Source organism: Nocardia sp. NPDC003693, assembly GCF_053981095.1.
This window is the reverse complement of the sequence record NZ_JBSFNO010000015.1, coordinates 113,052-129,584: the sequence shown is the minus strand read 5'-3', so window position 1 is coordinate 129,584 and position 16,533 is coordinate 113,052. Positions and strand designations below refer to the sequence as shown.

The window sequence follows — 16,533 nt, the reverse complement described above, 5'->3', positions numbered from 1 at the left end:
AGGGCATCGGGGTTCGGCTGACGTCGCGAAAGCAAAGCTCGCACCCTTACGGGGTGCGAGCTTTGCCGTGGGTGGGGGCAAGCGCACCCACACCGACTAGCCTTGCGGGGGAAGCAGCCGACCAGGAGAGGCAGATGACGACCGCAGTGACCAGCATGATGACCGCCGACGTCCGCAACGGGATCGATTTCAAGGTGGCGGATCTGTCGCAGGCCGAGTTCGGCCGCAAGGAGATTCGCCTCGCCGAGCACGAGATGCCGGGCCTGATGGCACTGCGTCGTGAGTACGCCGAGGTGCAGCCGCTGCGCGGCGCCCGCATCTCCGGCTCGCTGCACATGACCGTGCAGACCGCCGTGCTCATCGAGACCCTCGTGGATCTCGGCGCGGAGGTCCGCTGGGCCTCCTGCAACATCTTCTCCACCCAGGACCACGCGGCCGCGGCCGTCGTCGTCGGCCCGCACGGCACCGAGGACGAGCCCAAGGGCACCCCGGTCTTCGCCTGGAAGGGCGAGACCCTGGAGGAGTACTGGTGGGCCGCCGAGCAGATGCTCACCTGGCCGGGCGAGCCGGCGAACATGATCCTGGACGACGGCGGCGACGCCACCATGCTGGTGCTGCGCGGCGCGCAGTTCGAGAAGTCCGGCGTGGTCCCGCCCGAGGACGAGACCCACTCCGCGGAGTACAAGGTCTTCCTGAACCTGCTGCGCGCGAGCCTGGAAGCCGACGGCACCAAGTGGAGCAAGATCGCCGACTCGGTCAAGGGCGTCACCGAGGAGACCACCACCGGCGTGCTGCGGCTGTACCAGTTCGCCGCCGCGGGTGAGCTGTCGTTCCCGGCGATCAACGTCAACGACTCGGTCACCAAGTCCAAGTTCGACAACAAGTACGGCACCCGCCACTCCCTGGTCGACGGCATCAACCGCGGCACCGATGTGCTCATCGGCGGCAAGAAGGTGCTGATCTGCGGCTACGGCGACGTCGGCAAGGGCTGCGCCGAGTCCCTCAAGGGCCAGGGCGCGCGCGTGCAGGTCACCGAGATCGACCCGATCAACGCGCTGCAGGCGCTCATGGACGGCTTCGACGTCGTCACCGTCGAGCAGGCCATCGCCGACGCCGACATCGTGGTCACCTCGACCGGCAACAAGGACATCATCACCCTCGATCACATGAAGGCGATGAAGGAACAGGCCATCCTGGGCAACATCGGCCACTTCGACAACGAGATCGACATGGCCGCCCTGGAGTCCTCGGGCGCCGATCGCCTGAACATCAAGCCGCAGGTCGACCTGTGGACGTTCAAGGAGACGGGCCGCTCGATCATCGTGCTGTCCGAGGGCCGCCTGCTGAACCTGGGCAACGCCACCGGCCACCCCTCGTTCGTCATGTCGAACTCGTTCTCCAACCAGGTCATCGCGCAGCTCGAGCTGTGGACCAAGCCGGAGGAGTACGACAACGAGGTCTACCGCCTGCCCAAGCACCTGGACGAGAAGGTCGCCAAGATCCACGTCGAGGCCCTCGGTGGCACCCTGACCAAGCTCACCAAGGACCAGGCCGAATACATCGGCGTGGATGTCGAGGGCCCGTACAAGCCCGAGCACTACCGCTACTGAGCCCGGCCGCGCGCCGCCGATTCCGGCGGCGCGCACCGTGCGCGGCGCGCCCGGGGTTCGAACAGCGGGCCTGCCGCCGAGTCGAGAACGGCCGGTCACCCATGGGTGACCGGCCGTTTCGCACCCCGGGCGGGCCGGGGTCGCGTCGACTCGAGGGGGAAGCCGCCTAGATGCAGATGTCCAGCAGCGGAATCCACTGCTTGCCCTGCAGGGTGCACAGCGCCGCCTGGATCAGCTGGCTCGCGCTCGAGCCGGTGCCCAGTGAACCCGACTGACCGGTGCCCGAGAGGGAGTCGAGCGAGCCGGTGCTGGGCCCGGCCACGGGTGCGGCCGGGGCGGCGACGGGCGCGGCGGTGGCCACGCCGGCGGTGGAGATGACCGCGGCGATGGCGAACGCGCCGACGGCCGCGCGCGGGATCTGGTGTGCAAGACGAGATTTCATGGGGCGCTCCTTGCGGGGGACAGTGCGTGGGACCCTACAAGAACTGAAGCGTCAACATTTCAAAACCCGTCGAAAATTCGACATGTTTGGCGGGACGTGCCTATCGGGCACCGAACTCGCGTGCGCGGGCCATGCCCCCGGCCGACGCGATCCGCCGCGTGTCGGGTGAGGCTGCCCCCGGCTGCTCGCAGCACGCGGCCGGTCACCCGTAAGGCGACCGGCCGGTTTTAGTGCGTTGCTCTCCTTGCAGGGGGAGTGTGCGTCGCACTGTACCCACACCCGCCGGTCGTGCGCCCGGTTATGAAGCAACTACGTTTTGAACACTTGCCCCCAATTCTGCGGTCCCGGCCTCGGCGGGCCTGCTGCCGGTGCGGTCGGGCCGCGTGCGCGGGCCCTGGCGCTTCGCGGATATGCCGGGCGGCTAGCCGGTGCCCGGTTGTGTCGATCGTCGACGGTCGGCAGGGCATCTACCGCCAGTTCTCGAGTCCGGAGGATCGTGGTCGAGACCCGATCGTCCGGGTCGGCCGGGCACATTCGGTATCGCGGCCCGCGGTCCGCGCCGGGGCAGTCCGACGCCCCCGGTGCTCGGAGGCTCGCGCGGGGACGCCCGCCCCGGTTTGCCCGGGCATTCATTCGGTACGCTCGCGATCATGGGTGTGCTGGTTCCGGTGGAAGGGCTCGACGGTGCGGGTAAACGCACGCTCACCTCTGCTGTCGTGGGCGAGCTGACCGGGCGCGGGCTGCGGGTCGCCACGCTCGCGTTCCCCCGCTATGGGGTCTCGATCCACGCCGATCTGGCGGCCGAGGCGCTGCGCGGCGGGCACGGCGACGTGGCCGCCTCGGTGAACGCCATGGCGCTGCTGTTCGCGCTCGATCGCTACGACGCCCGCGACGAACTCTCGAAGCTGCTGGCGGACAACGACATCGTGCTACTCGACCGCTACGTGGCCTCGAACGCGGCCTATTCCGCCGCCCGGCTGGAACAGGACGCAACGGGCGAAATCATTACCTGGGTCGCGGAATTGGAGTTCGAGCGCTTCGGACTCCCCGTCCCGAAACTCCAGATTCTGCTGGATGTCCCGGTTAGTGTTGCCGAGGAGCGTGCTCGATCGCGCGGGGAGGCCGACGCGACGCGCGCGCTCGACGCGTACGAGAAAGACGGCGGACTCCAGCGGCGCACCGGAGCCGTCTACCGTGAACTGGCCGAAATGAACTGGCGCGGGCCATGGTGGACGCATCGGACCGGTGACGATCCGGCAACACTGGCGGCGCGGATCGCGGAAAACGTTGCTGGATAGGGTTGGATGTGCGCCGACAGGTCACGAGTGTTGGCGTGGCGGCCTGATCGGAGCCGGGAAGGTGACAACATAGTCTTATGAAGCCCAAGATTCTGGTCGTCGACGACGATATGGCTCTCGCTGAGATGCTCACGATCGTCTTGCGGGGTGAGGGATTCGACCCTCACGTCGTCGGTGACGGCACACAGGCGCTTACCGCGGTCCGGGAGCTGCGCCCGGATCTCGTGTTGCTGGATCTCATGCTGCCCGGCATGAACGGCATCGACGTCTGCCGTGTGCTGCGTGCCGATTCGGGAGTGCCCATCGTGATGCTGACGGCGAAGACCGACACGGTCGACGTCGTCCTGGGGTTGGAGTCGGGCGCTGACGATTACATCGTCAAGCCGTTCAAGCCGAAGGAACTCGTCGCTCGCGTGCGTGCGCGCCTGCGCCGTACCGAGGAGGAGCCACAAGAACTTCTGTCCATCGCGGACATCGTCAGCGACGTGCCGGCGCACAAGGTGACCCGCGGCGGTCAGCAGATCTCGCTGACTCCCTTGGAATTCGATCTCCTCGTGGCACTGGCGCGCAAGCCGCGTCAGGTGTTCACCCGTGAAGTCCTGCTCGAACAGGTCTGGGGTTACCGGCACGCCGCCGACACCCGCCTGGTCAACGTGCACGTCCAGCGGTTGCGCGCCAAGGTCGAGAAGGATCCCGAGAACCCGGAGATCGTGCTCACCGTCCGTGGCGTGGGCTACAAGGCCGGACCGCCGTGATCGCTGGCTCCAGAAACCGCGTACAGCGGTGGCTGGCAGTAGTGGTGGCCTGGTTCCGTACTCGCGGAGAACAACTGGGCCACGTGTGGCGGCGCTCGCTGCAGTTGCGAGTCGTCGTGTCGACCTTGACCCTGTCGCTGATCGTGATCACGATTCTCGGAGTCGTGCTCACCTCCCAGATCACCGACAGGCTCTTGGACGCGAAGATCAACGCGGCCGTCGAGGAGATGGCCCGCGCGCGGAACACGGTGCAGTCCACGCTCACCGGCGTGCACGACTCCAGCACCCAGCTGGCCCGTCTCGAGGATGCCCGCCGCGCCCTGGCCGGTGGCGGCGGCGCCCAATCCGGCGGTGAGGCGGGCAGTTACAACTCCGCGCTGGCCATGGTCGGGGACAGTCAATCCGAGCTGTCGGCCGGGCCGATTCAGGAAATCCCGCCGGAACTGCGGCATTTCGTGCAGGAACGGCAGATCAGCTACCAGTTCGCGCCGGTCTCGGATCCGGACGGTTTCCGCGGGCGCGCCCTCATCATCGGCAGCCCCGCCACCGACGTGCCGTCGCTGGAGATCTACCTGATCTTCCCGCTCACCAACGAGCAGCGCAGCCTCGATCTCATGCGCGGCACCATGCTCATCGGCGGCATCGTGCTGCTGGTCCTGCTGGCCGCCATCACCGCCCTGGTGACGCGACAGGTGGTGCTGCCCATTCGATCCGCGGCGCGCATCGCCTCGCGCTTCGCCGACGGCCGCCTCAAGGAACGCATGCTGGTGCGCGGCGAGGACGACATGGCCAGGCTCGCCATGTCGTTCAACGAGATGGCCGAGAGTCTGTCCAACCAGATCACCCAGCTCGAAGAGTTCGGAAATCTGCAGCGCCGCTTCACCTCCGATGTCAGCCACGAGCTGCGCACGCCGTTGACGACCGTCCGCATGGCCGCCGATCTCATCCACGGCTCCAGCGACGACCTCGATCCCGCGCTCGCGCGGTCGGCCGAACTGCTGGTGAACGAACTCGATCGCTTCGAGGGCCTGCTCAACGATCTGCTCGAAATCTCCCGGCACGACGCGGGTGTGGCCGAACTCCAGGTGGAATCGCTGGACGTGCGCATGTGCGCGCGGGCCGCGGTGTCCACCGTGCGGCACCTGGCGAAGGAGTCCGGCGTCGAGATCGTCGTCGACATGCCCGAGGAACCCCTTGTCGCCGAAGTGGATCCGCGCCGCGTGGAACGCGTGCTGCGCAATCTGCTCGCCAACGCCATCGACCACAGCGAGGGCAAGCCGGTCCTGATGCGCATGCGCGGGGACACCGACGCCAACGCGGTCGCCATCGTGGTGCGCGATCAGGGCGTGGGCCTGCGGCCCGGCGAGGAAAAGCTGGTCTTCAACCGCTTCTGGCGCTCGGACCCCTCGCGGATGCGGCGTTCGGGCGGAACGGGTCTGGGCCTGTCCATCAGCGTCGAGGACGCGAACCTGCACGAGGGCAAGCTCGAGGCGTGGGGCGAGATCGGCGTCGGCGCGAGCTTCCGGCTCACACTGCCGCTGGTGCGCACCAAGAAGCTCGGTTCGAGCCCGCTGCCCCTGGAGCCGCCCAAACTGCGCGGCGGCATCACCGCCGAACAACTCGCCCTGGACATCGGCACGGCGGATTCCGACGCCGGGCCCGAAGCCGGTCCGGCCGCAACGGGTTTCGGGGCCGCTGCGACCGGGGAGCCGGCCGGCGCCGAATCCGAGTCCGGCGCATCGGGTTCGGACGACGAGACCGGTTCCGGCCGTGTCACGCCGATCCCACTGTTCGTGCCGTCCGGGATCGTCCTCGACGCGGCCGATCCCGCACCGGCGAGCGTGGTCCCGGACGATTCGGCTCCGGACGACGCGGTTCCGGACGACTCGGATCCCGAGGAAGCGGCTCCGGCAGCCCCGGAAAGCGCTGTCCCGGAAGACGACACCGCCGCGAACGGCGAGGACGCCGCTCCCGGGACCGACGGCACACCCCGGGCCGGTGACGGGCCCGGGAGCAACGGCACCGCGGGCGCCCACGCCGATCCCCGCGCGGATTCCGGTTCCCCGGACGACAATCCCGATGACACGGTGCTCGCCGACTCAGGAGACGGACGGCAATGAGGAAACGTGACCCACTGAGTTCACACGATGTGGGTACCTTCTCAGCCACCTCGCTACTCGGCCCCCTTCCCGCTCGGCGGCCCGGCGCGGTGGCCGCCTCGCGCGCGGCCACCGGCGGGCGGCGCGCGCCGCGCCGGAGTTCGCGCCTGTTCCGGACGCTGCTGGTGCTCACCTGCGTGCTGAGCGGGGCCGCCTGCGCGAATCTCCCCGACTCCTCGGCGCCGCAGGCGCTGGGCACCCTCGAGCGCCAGCCCACCAGCGCCGAACTCCAGCCGCCCATCTCCGGGCGCGAACCCGATCAGCTGCTGCGCGACTTCCTGCAGGCCACCGCCGACCCCACCAACCGGCATCAGGCCGCGCGCCAATTCCTCTCGCCCGCGGCCAATGTGCGCTGGGACGACGCCGCCGGCACGACCATCATCGACCGGCCCGACACGCTGCGGGAATCGCGGACCGCCGACACCGCCACCTACGTCATCCGGGCCCGCAAGATCGGCGAACTCGCGCCGGACGGCTCCTACCGGACCAGCGACGGCACCCTGGAGAACAAGGTCGAACTGGTCAAGGTCGACGGTGAGTGGCGGGTGGACGATCTGCCCTCCGGCGTGATCGTGGAACAGACCGCGTTCGCCAAGTCCTACAAGCGGTACTCGCTGTTCTTCCCGAACCTGGCCGGCGTGGCGATGGTCCCGGACCTGCGCTGGATCTCCACCCGCAAGGATCAGCTGCCGCAGAAGCTGCTCGGGCTGCTCGCGGAGGGCCCGCAGGAGGCGCTCGCGCCCGCGGTGCGCAATCCGCTGTCCGGGCCGGTGACCCTGCGCGGTCCCATCACCAGCGCCAGCGGCGACGCCGACGGGGTCGGCGTCGGCGGCGGGGTGCAGATCGACTTCGCCGGCGCGGGCGCACTGGATCCCAAGGCCCGCGAGCTGCTGGCCACCCAGGTGGTGCTGACCCTGGCCGGGGCCGAGGTGCTCGGCCCGTACATGCTGCTCGCCGACGGCAAGCCGCTCGACGAGCGCTACGCCGCCACCGGCTGGACCCGCGCCGACGTCGACGGTCTCGGCCCGGAATCGGTGGCGCACAACCGCGCCGGGCTGCACGCGGTGCGCGACGGCTCCCTGGTCGCGGTGACCGAGAACGGCATCACGCCCGCCCCCGGCTTCTTCGGCACGACCCGCACCCTGGAGACCGTGGCGCTGTCCCTGGACGGCGGGCTCGTCGCCGCGGTCGCCAAATCCGGCCGCCCGGAACCGGAACCGGGCCGCACCCTCATTTTCGGCACCTACGACGGGCAGGGGTTCCCGGTCGCCACCGGCGGCACGTTCACCCGTCCGAGCTGGCCCGCGGACGGCAGCTCGGCGTGGACGGTGGTCGACGGCGAGCGGGTCATCCGGGCCGTGCACGAGCGGTCCACCGGCAACGTGTCGGTGCAGGACGTGGACATCAGCGATCTGACCGCGGCGGCGGCGAACTCCAGCGCGCAGCCCCCGCGCGGGCCCATCACCGAATTGCGGATCTCGCCCTCGGGGGCGCGCGCGGCCATCATCGCCAACGGCAAGGTGTACGTCGCGGTCGTGGTGCCCCAGCCCGGCGGCAAGTTCCGGCTCTCCTCGCCGCTGCCGCTGGCGGTCGGTCTGAGCACCGCGGCGGTGTCGATCGACTGGCAGTCCGACGAACGCGTCATCGTCTCGCGAGAGGGCAACGTGGACCCCGTGGCGGCCGTGCTGGTGGACGGCTCCGGGTACCAGCCGCAGACCACCCAGAACCTGACCCCGCCGGTGCGCGTGGTGTGCGCGACCCCGAACAACGAGTACGTCGCGGATTCGCGCGCGGTGCTGGAACTGACCCGCAATCCCGAAGGCGGCGAGTACTACTGGCGCGAAGTTCCGGGTCTGGGCGGCAATGCGGTCCCGGTGCTGCCGGGCTAGGCGCACACTGGATCGATGGGGGCGTTCTTCGCGAGCGCGATCGATCTGATCCTGCCGCGCGCCTGCGGCGGCTGCGGGATCCCGGGCACCGACTGGTGTGCCGACTGCGCCGCGGCGCTGTCCGGACCGCCGATCCGGTTGCGCCCGCGCGCCGATCCCGGCGTGCCGTGCTGGGCGCTGGCTCCCTATCGCGGCGCGGCCCGGCGCGCGGTGCTGGCCGCCAAGGAACGGCGCCGGGCCGACCTGGCGGCCCCGCTGGGGCTCGCGATGGCCAGGGGGCTGGATACTTTGCGGGATCGCGCGCGACCGCTTATTTTGGTCCCCGCGCCCACCCGGGCCGCCGCGGCCCGCGAGCGCGGTGGTGATCCGGTGACCGGTGCCGCGTTCGTCGCGGCGAGTTGGCTATCCGATTGCCGACCGGCACGAATGCTTCGACTTCGCGCCGGTGTGCGCGATTCGGTCGGATTGGGCCGCGGCGACCGCCAGCACAATCTGCGCGGGCGAATCATAGTGGCTCCCGGCCGCCCGAACGAGGCCCGGTTTCCGGCAAATGCCGAGGTAGTGCTGATTGATGACGTGTTGACCACCGGTGCCACAGTGACGGAATCGGTCCGTGCGCTCACTGCGGCCGGAGTGACGGTTCGTGCCGCGCTGGTAACCTGCCACGCTTGATTCTCCGAAATTTGCGTGAACACTGGCGGACAGGTCGCTGGCGAACTAGCGTGGCGATCAGACACCCGAACGGAGAGTTTGGAGGTGGCGCCTCGGACCATATGTGCCGAGCGAATTTCGATCGGCACACGTTCAATCCCGCCGCACGAGCGGCTTGTGCGGCCAGATCCGGGAGGTACGCGTGACGACTTCTTCACGACCTTCAGCGAAGTCCGCGGTCACTTCGGTGCTGCTGGAAGACGCTCTCGAACCCGAAGACAAAACCACCTCCGCCCAGCAGGCGGAGATCGTTGTCAAGGGACGAACACTCGGTGAGGGCGGAGTACCCGATCATTTCCGAGTTCATGTGGCGGACAAGCTTTCTCGCTTGGAGCGCTTCGACCCCAGCATCTACCTCTTCGACGTGGAACTCACGCACGAGCCCAACCGTCGTCAACGCAAGAATTGCCAGCGAATCGAGATAACCGCTCGCGGCAAGGGCCCGGTCGTCCGGGCCGAAGCCTGCGCGGACAGCTTCTACGCCGCCCTGGAACTGGCGGTCGAGAGGCTGGAGGGCCGCTTACGCCGGCTCAAGGACCGTCGTCGCGTTCATCATGGGGACAAGACACCCATCTCGGTGTCTCAGGCGACCGCCGGTCTCATCGACGATTCGCTCTTCGTGTCGTCGAACGGGTCGTCCGACGCGCACGATCACGCGCCCGAGGATCTGGACGGCGAGAACGCCGGTCCCGGTCACGTCGTGCGCACCAAGACCCATCCCGCGATCCCCATGACGGTCGACGACGCCCTCTACCAGATGGAGCTCGTCGGTCACGATTTCTTCCTGTTCCAGGACAAGGAGACCGACCGACCGTCGGTCGTCTACCGTCGCCACGCGTTCGATTACGGCATCATCCGTCTCGCGTAACCGGTAGCCCTCGTCATTTCCTATCCCGGGGCCCGTCCGGGCCCCGGATTCCCTCGCCTCCCCGCGGCTTCTCGCAGGTCGTGGGGAGACCCCGTAGCCTGCGCATTTTTCTGTTACGAGGTGTATCGCTTTCTTTCTTACCTCGCGGTAAGTTTGAGGGCCAGGCATTCTCGAAGGGAAAAAGCATGGCTACCAAGGGCGCTCGTCGTGCCGTCATCGTCTCCGGCGTACGCACCCCGTTCGTGCGGGCATTCGGTGACTACACCCGGATGGACTCCATCGACCTGGCCGACATCGCCGTCGCCGGGTTGCTCGAGCGCAGCGGGCTGGACAGGGCCGCCGTGCAGGCCATCGTGTGGGGCGGGGTGATCCTGCCCAGCGGTGCGCCCAACATCGCGCGCGAGATCGCGCTGGATCTCCAGCTCGACCCCGGCTGCGAGGGTTACACCGTCACGCGCGCGTGCGCCTCCGGCCTGCAGGCCGTGACCTCGGCCGCGGCCGCCATCGAGCGCGGCGAATACGACATCATGATCGCCGGTGGCAGCGACTCCACCAGCAATGCGGAGGTGAAGCTGCCGCAGAAGATGGTGCACGCGGCCGCGCCGCTCGCGCTGGGCAAGCCCAAGGCCAAGGACTACCTCGCCGCCGCCGCGCAGCTCGCGCCCTTCTACGACCTGATGCCGCGCCGCCCCAAGATCGAAGAGCGCACCACCGGCGAGGTCATGGGTGAGAGCGCCGAGAAGATGGCGCGCATCCACGGCGTCTCGCGCGCCGCGCAGGACGAGTTCGCCGCCCGCTCGCACCACCGCGCCGCCGCGGCCATCGACTCCGGCCGGTTCGCCGACGAGGTGCTGTCGGTGACCACCCCCGAGGGCAAGGTCGTCGATCGCGACGGCCTGGTGCGCCCCGGCACCAGCATCGAGAAACTCGCTTCCCTCGCACCGGTTTTCGCCAAGGGCGGCACCGTCACCGCGGGCAACGCCAGCCCGCTCACCGACGGCGCGTCCGCGGTGCTGCTCATGAGCGAGGAGAAGGCCCGCGCCCTCGGCCTCACCCCGCTCGCGGCCTTCCGCTCCTGGAGCTACGTCAGCGTCGATCCGCGCGACCAGGTCCTGATCGGCCCCGCGATCTCGATGCCGCGCGCCCTGGACAAGGCCGGCCTGTCCCTCGCCGACGTCGACCTGGTCGACATCCACGAGGCGTTCGCCGCCCAGACCCTGTCCGTGGTGACGGCCCTGGCCAGTGACGAGTGGGCCAAGACCCGCCTCGACCGCGATACCGCCGTCGGCGAGATCGACCCCGCCAAGCTCAACGTGCACGGCGGCTCGGTCTCCCTCGGCCACCCCTTCGGCGCGACCGGCGCCCGCATGGTGACGACGATGGCCAACGAACTCCACCGCACCGGCAAGTCGACGGCCCTGCTCGGCATCTGCGCGGCCGGCGGCATCGGCGCGTCGGCGGTCCTGGAACGCGTCTGACACTCACCCCGCGGTGAATGCGGGAAGTCGCCGCGGCTCCAGGGCCGCGGCCACTTTCTCCTGTCGAGGGCTGTTGTCGACGGCGGTGCGGTCGTGGCCGGCACGGCATTCCGGATCGACCACGTCCGGTCCGGTGGGGTGACCCGAGCCGGGCGACCTGCGGTCAGGCGTCGCGGTCGGTGAAACGCTCCCAGTGGATCGCGGACTCCAGGGGGCGGCGGGTGCGCCAGCCGAACCGTTCGAGGTCGGGGACTTCCTGGAACCGCTCGACGGGTCCGACGCAGAGCCAGGCGACCGGTTTCACGTGGTCGGGCAGGTGCAGCAGGTCGGCCAGGACCGGGGTGTCGTAGAAGCTGACCCAGCCGACGCCGATGTTCTCGGCGGTCGCTGCGAGCCAGAGGTTCTGGATCGCCAGGATCGTGGAGTAGATGCCGGTCTCCGGCACGCTCGCGCGGCCCAGCACGTGGGCGCCGCCGCGGGACTGGTTGTGGGTGACCACTATCCCGGTGCCGGACTCGGTGATGCCCTCGATCTTGATGGGGTCGAAGGTGTCCGCGCGGTCGGCGGGCAGGCCCGCGTGGAACTCGCGGCGCTTGTCCGCGACGTGGTCGGCGAACTTGCGCAGCATCGCCGGATCGCGGATGACGATGAAATCCCAGGGCATGGAATTGCCGACGCTGGGCGCGCGATGGGCGGCATCGAGGATGCGCAGCAGGGTGTCGTCGTCCACGACGTCGCCGGTGAACTCCGCGCGCACATCGCGGCGCAGGCGAATGGCGTCGTAGACGCTGGGACATTCGACGGGGGCAATCGGGCCTTCGGAACACACGGCCCCCAGTGAACCAGGCGCGATGCCGGCGGTTGCTTCGGCCTGCCTTTGTGGCCGGAACGGCCGTGCCCCGCCGAGTACTCGGCGGGGCACGGTGGTCGTACGCGGTTCGGCTCTCAGCCGACGAGCGCGGGCTCCTTGCGGGAGATGCGGCGCTTGCCCGCGGCCAGCGCGGTGCGCAGGCCCGAGCGGCGGCCGGTGGCCGGGTCGATGGTGGCCACGCCGCCGAAAGCCTTCTCCGACTTGGTTTCCGGCGCGTCATCGGTGGTGCGGGACAGGTACTTGTTCGGCAGCGACAGCTTCATGATGGTGCGCCACGACTTGAAGTACTGCACCGGCAGCGAACCGCTGGTGTAGGGCAGGTCGTACTTGTCGCACATCGCCCGCACGCGAACCGCGATGGAGGCCAGGCGATTCGACGGCAGGTCCGGGAACAGGTGGTGCTCGATCTGGTGGCTCAGGTTGCCGGACATGAAGTGCATCAGCTTGCCGCCGTCGATGTTGGCGCTGCCCAGCATCTGGCGCAGGTACCACTCGCCCTGGGTCTCGGTGAGCACGTCGTGCTTGGTGAACTTCTCGGCGCCGTCGGGGAAGTGGCCGCAGAAGATGACGGCGTTGGTCCACACGTTGCGAATCACGTTGGCCGCCAGGTTCGCGGTGAGCGTGCCGAAGAACGCGGGACCGGTGAGCAACGGGAACAGCAGGTAGTCCTTACCGGCCTGCTTGCCGATCTTCTTGAGCACCAGCGCGCGGTCGGCCTCGAACTGCTTCCACTCGGGGGAGTCCTTGGCCCACTTCTTCTTCGCGACCTTGCCGAGCTCCAGATGCTGGATGGCGACGCCGTATTCGAAGAAGCTCTGCAGCAGCAGGTTGTACAGCGGCTGTCCGAGGTAGAACGGGGACCAGCGCTGGTCGCGGGTGACGCGCAGCAGGCCGTAGCCGATGTCGTCGTCCATGCCCAGGACGTTGGTGTACTTGTGGTGCAGGAAGTTATGGGTGATCTTCCAGTGCTCGGACGGGCCGGCGTTGTCCCATTCCCACGAGGTGGAGTGGATTTCCGGGTCGTTCATCCAATCCCATTGCCCGTGCATGACATTGTGGCCGATCTCCATATTCTCGATGATCTTGGCCGCGCCGAGCAGTGCCGCGCCGGTGAACCAGGCGGGCGGGAAGAGACTGAAGAAAAGCACACCGCGCCCGCTGATTTCGAGCGCGCGCTGCAAACGGATCACATTGCGGATGTAGCGGGCATCGCGCTCACCCCGGGAGGATTCGATTTCGCGGCGGATGGCGTCGAGCTCTGCGCCGATAGCTTCGACATCTTCCGGGGTGAGGTGTGCGTATTCCTTGACATCCGAGATCGCCATGCGGCCTACGATACCGTAGGTTACGGGCCCGTAGGTTACGAGCTCTTGAATCCCGAACGTGTCGAATACCGCATTGTATTCGACACTTCGCTCTGCTATGCGTTGCGGCGCAGGAACTTCGGGAGGATGTGTTTACGACCGGCCTTCTCGCGCAGCAGCGCCTTCTCGGCCCGGGCCTTTTCCTGCAGCGACGCCTTCGCCTCGCGCAGCACCTGCTTCTCGTGCTGCGCCTTTTCCTTCAGCGCCACCTTGGCTTCCTGCATGGCCGAACGCAATCCGCGTCGCTGACCCGTCACCGGGTCGATACCGGTGAAATGATGCTCGGCCAGCCATTCGCTGGCCTCGTTCGGAATGGACGGCATCGAGGGCATGGCGGGCATCGACGGCATGTGCGGCATGGAAGGCATATGCGGCAGCGTCACCCCGATGAACTTGCGTTCGGACGAGGTTTCCGGCGCGTCGTCGGAGGTCCGCTTGAGCCACTTGTCCGGCAGCGCCAGCTTGTGAATCGTGCGGAACGCCAACAGGTATTGCTTACCCAGCGATCCGGTGGTGTACGGCAGGTCGTATTTGTCGCACAGGTCCTTGACCTTCACCGACACCTCGGCATACCGATTACTCGGAATGTCCGGGAACAGGTGATGTTCGATCTGGAAGCTGAGATTGCCGCTCATGAACGCCATGGCCGGGCCGGCCTCGAAATTGGCGCTGCCCAGCATCTGTCGCAGGTACCACTCGCCCTGGGTCTCGCCCTCGAACTGCTCCTCGGTGAACTTCTCCGCGCCGTCCGGGAAATGGCCGCAGAAGATCACCGCGTAGGCCCACAGATTGCGGACGAGGTTCGCGGTGGCGTTCGCCTTGAGCGTCGACTTCCACGCCGGTCCGGTGAGCGCGGGGTAGATGACGAAATCCTTGACGACCTGTTTGGCCGCCTTGCGCATGAAGTCCATGTCCGGCTCGGTGAACTTCTTGCCGGCCAGGCCCATCTGTTCCTTGGTCGCGGCCAGATCGTGCAGCGCGATGCCCCATTCGAACAGCGCGGCGAGCACCAGATTGCCCACCGGCTGAAAGAGATTGATGGGCTTCCACTCTTCGTCGCGGGTCATGCGCAGAATGCCGAAGCCCACGTCGTCGTCCATGCCGACGATGTTGGTATAGGTGTGGTGCGAGTAGTTGTGCGCGCGTTTCCACTGCGCGGAGGTGCCCGTCATGTCCCACTCCCACGAGGTGGAGTGGATTTCCGGGTCGTTCATCCAATCCCATTGCCCGTGGCTGATGTTGTGCCCGAGCTCCATGTTCTCGATGATCTTGGCTACCGAGAGCAGGGCGGTGCCGCCGAGCCAGGCCCAGCGATTCTTGGATGCGAAGAGGGTGGCGCGACCCGCCGCTTCCAGCACGCGCTGGGCGGCGATGGTGCGCCTGATGTATTTGGCATCGCGCTCGCCGAGCGAAAGCTCCACATTCCGGCGGATGGTGTCGAGTTCCTGACCCAGGGTCTCGATATCGGCCGCCGTGAGATGGGAGAACGCCTTGATGTCGGTGATGGCCACCGGCGGGTCCTTCCGTATTTCGAATTACGCCGCTGTACGGCGCGGGTTCGCCCCGAGCCGGGCGCGAACCGTGTCGACTGCCATCGAGGGTATCCGGTCCCCGGCTCGGGTGCCGCAAGCGGTTACCGCGTGTGATGCGGTGCCGCCCCTCGGTGTGTCACGGATCGCGCCCAGCATACTGGTCAGACGTCCAGAGTGCAGTCGCCCGCGGCGGCCGAGATGCAGGTCTGCACCTTGTCGCCCGCGCGATGTTCGTTGCCATTGCGCAGATCGCGCACATGACCGTCGGTCACGGTGACCACGCAGGTCTGGCAGATGCCCATCCGGCAGCCGAACGGCATCTGCACGCCCGCGCCCTCACCGGCCTGCAGCAGGGTGGTCGCACCGTCCACCTCCACCGCGCGCCCGGTCCGGCCGAAGGTGACGGTGCCGCCCTCGCCGGTCGCCGACCGCGCGATCTCGAACCGCTCGACATGCAGTCGATCCGCGATACCCGCTGCGTCCCAATGCTTCTCGATCTCGTCGAGCATGCCGGCCGGGCCGCACGCCCAGGTGTCGCGCTCGCGCCAGTCCGGCACCTTCTCGTCGAGTTCGGCGAGCGAGAACTTGCCGTGCTCACCGGTGAAGTGCTGGTACGAGTGGAAACTCGGGTGCCGGTCGTGCAGACCCCGCAGATCCGCGCCGAACATGACGTCCTCGGGCGTGCGCGCCGAATGCACGTGCACCACGTCCGGCACCACGCCGCGCCGATCCATCGTGCGCAGCATGGCCATCACGGGGGTGATGCCCGACCCGGCGGTCAGGAACAGCGTCTTGGCCGGCGGCGGCTCGGGCAGCACGAAACCGCCCTGCGGCGCGGCCAGGCGCACGATGCTGCCCACCGCGACCCCGTTGACCAGGTGGCTGGACAGGAACCCCTCCGGCATCGCCTTCACCGCGATGGAGATGAGCCGCTTGGACTTGTGCTCGGGATCTGTCCAATCCGGCGGGCAGGTCAGCGAATACGACCGCCAGTGCCAGCGCCCGCCCACCAGCACGCCGATGCCGATGTACTGGCCCGGCTCGAACTTGAAATCGAAACCCCAGCCCGGCTTGATCACCAGTGTGACCGAGTCGGCGGTCTCCTTGCGCACTTCCACGATGCGACCGCGCAGCTCGCGCGCGGACCACAGCGGATTCACCAGATGCAGGTAGTCGTCGGGCAGCAGGGGAGTGGTGACCCGGGCCGCCGCGCCGCGCAGCGCGTTCAGCTTGGTCCGTCCCGCGGTGGCGCCGTCGGCGACCGGCGCCTCCAGCCATTCCCGGAGTCCCCGCATGGAGAAACCCGAAGTCTTCGAAGCCATGATCCGGACAAATTCCCGTCGGTCGAGCGCTCGTAGCGCGGTTCGTTCAGATGCGGCCCGAAATCGGAGCCGCCGGCTCTGCGAGTCAGCATCGTCGCTGCCCACCCCGGCGCGGCGCGTGCGGTTCCCGAGGACCCTATAGGGCCAGGCTCGGAGCTTCGCCGCACGCTGTCACAGCAAGGTTACGGCATCGTAGGTTACGGTGCCGTCGGCGCTGGGGGAAGAGGTGAAGAA

The 16,533-nt window shown here is 68.1% G+C and carries 12 protein-coding genes and 1 pseudogene; 8 read left to right on the top strand and 5 right to left on the bottom strand.

Annotation, left to right across the window (positions count from 1 at the left end; genetic code table 11):
• Positions 1-134 precede the first annotated feature (134 nt).
• Positions 135-1,610 (top strand): adenosylhomocysteinase, encoded by a 1,476-nt coding sequence (gene ahcY, locus ACWDOP_RS18685; RefSeq protein WP_454203608.1) that lies wholly within the window; start codon positions 135-137, stop codon positions 1,608-1,610.
• Between the two features lie 166 nt (positions 1,611-1,776).
• Here the strand turns inward: ahcY and ACWDOP_RS18680 are convergent, their stop codons facing one another.
• On the bottom strand, positions 1,777-2,052 hold the full coding sequence (locus ACWDOP_RS18680) for a hypothetical protein (RefSeq protein WP_354987347.1): 276 nt from the start codon (positions 2,050-2,052) through the stop codon (positions 1,777-1,779).
• 650 nt (positions 2,053-2,702) lie between these two features.
• Here ACWDOP_RS18680 and ACWDOP_RS18675 point away from each other — a divergent pair.
• The 7 genes and pseudogenes from ACWDOP_RS18675 (at position 2,703) to ACWDOP_RS18645 (ending at position 11,210) form a co-directional block, all read left to right on the top strand.
• Entirely contained in the window at positions 2,703-3,350 is a 648-nt protein-coding gene (locus ACWDOP_RS18675; protein ID WP_454203605.1) for a dTMP kinase, read from the top strand.
• Positions 3,351-3,427: 77 nt separating this feature from the next.
• Positions 3,428-4,105: an MtrAB system response regulator MtrA gene (gene mtrA, locus ACWDOP_RS18670; RefSeq protein WP_456346094.1), complete on the top strand. Its 678-nt coding sequence runs from the start codon at positions 3,428-3,430 to the stop codon at positions 4,103-4,105.
• Positions 4,102-5,691 (top strand): annotated as a pseudogene (mtrB, locus tag ACWDOP_RS18665) (MtrAB system histidine kinase MtrB); the annotation flags it as partial. The gene mtrA and the pseudogene mtrB, both read left to right, overlap by 4 nt.
• Positions 5,692-6,389: 698 nt before the next feature.
• Positions 6,390-8,153: an MtrAB system accessory lipoprotein LpqB gene (gene lpqB / locus ACWDOP_RS18660; protein ID WP_456346134.1), complete on the top strand. Its 1,764-nt coding sequence runs from the start codon at positions 6,390-6,392 to the stop codon at positions 8,151-8,153.
• Between the two features lie 15 nt (positions 8,154-8,168).
• On the top strand, positions 8,169-8,825 hold the full coding sequence (locus tag ACWDOP_RS18655) for a ComF family protein (protein ID WP_456346093.1): 657 nt from the start codon (positions 8,169-8,171) through the stop codon (positions 8,823-8,825).
• A gap of 229 nt (positions 8,826-9,054) precedes the next feature.
• Positions 9,055-9,732, top strand: coding sequence for a ribosome hibernation-promoting factor, HPF/YfiA family (gene hpf, locus ACWDOP_RS18650; RefSeq protein WP_456346133.1), 678 nt, complete (start codon positions 9,055-9,057; stop codon positions 9,730-9,732).
• Between the two features lie 185 nt (positions 9,733-9,917).
• On the top strand, positions 9,918-11,210 hold the full coding sequence (locus ACWDOP_RS18645; protein WP_456346092.1) for an acetyl-CoA C-acyltransferase: 1,293 nt from the start codon (positions 9,918-9,920) through the stop codon (positions 11,208-11,210).
• 163 nt (positions 11,211-11,373) lie between these two features.
• Here ACWDOP_RS18645 and bluB read toward each other — a convergent pair whose 3' ends face one another.
• From bluB to ACWDOP_RS18625, 4 genes are all read right to left on the bottom strand, one after another.
• Positions 11,374-12,039, bottom strand: a complete 666-nt coding sequence (bluB, locus tag ACWDOP_RS18640) for a 5,6-dimethylbenzimidazole synthase (RefSeq protein WP_456346091.1) — start codon at positions 12,037-12,039, stop codon at positions 11,374-11,376.
• A 116-nt stretch (positions 12,040-12,155) separates the two neighbouring features.
• Positions 12,156-13,406: a fatty acid desaturase family protein gene (locus ACWDOP_RS18635; RefSeq protein ID WP_456346090.1), complete on the bottom strand. Its 1,251-nt coding sequence runs from the start codon at positions 13,404-13,406 to the stop codon at positions 12,156-12,158.
• Between the two features lie 95 nt (positions 13,407-13,501).
• Positions 13,502-14,956: a fatty acid desaturase family protein gene (locus ACWDOP_RS18630; RefSeq protein ID WP_456346089.1), complete on the bottom strand. Its 1,455-nt coding sequence runs from the start codon at positions 14,954-14,956 to the stop codon at positions 13,502-13,504.
• Positions 14,957-15,138: 182 nt separating this feature from the next.
• Entirely contained in the window at positions 15,139-16,299 is a 1,161-nt protein-coding gene (locus ACWDOP_RS18625; RefSeq protein WP_456346088.1) for a ferredoxin reductase, read from the bottom strand.
• Positions 16,300-16,533: the final 234 nt, after the last annotated feature.

Excerpts from the sequence above, each read along its gene's own strand:
- ACWDOP_RS18625 (WP_456346088.1), bottom strand. The coding sequence starts at position 16,299 with ATGGCTTCGAAGACTTCGGGTTTCTCCATGCGGGGACTCCGGGAATGG.
- ACWDOP_RS18645 (WP_456346092.1), top strand. The coding sequence starts at position 9,918 with ATGGCTACCAAGGGCGCTCGTCGTGCCGTCATCGTCTCCGGCGTACGC.
- mtrA (WP_456346094.1), top strand. The coding sequence starts at position 3,428 with ATGAAGCCCAAGATTCTGGTCGTCGACGACGATATGGCTCTCGCTGAG.
- ACWDOP_RS18655 (WP_456346093.1), top strand. The coding sequence starts at position 8,169 with ATGGGGGCGTTCTTCGCGAGCGCGATCGATCTGATCCTGCCGCGCGCC.
- ACWDOP_RS18635 (WP_456346090.1), bottom strand. The coding sequence starts at position 13,406 with ATGGCGATCTCGGATGTCAAGGAATACGCACACCTCACCCCGGAAGAT.
- ACWDOP_RS18675 (WP_454203605.1), top strand. The coding sequence starts at position 2,703 with ATGGGTGTGCTGGTTCCGGTGGAAGGGCTCGACGGTGCGGGTAAACGC.
- ahcY (WP_454203608.1), top strand. The coding sequence starts at position 135 with ATGACGACCGCAGTGACCAGCATGATGACCGCCGACGTCCGCAACGGG.
- ACWDOP_RS18680 (WP_354987347.1), bottom strand. The coding sequence starts at position 2,052 with ATGAAATCTCGTCTTGCACACCAGATCCCGCGCGCGGCCGTCGGCGCG.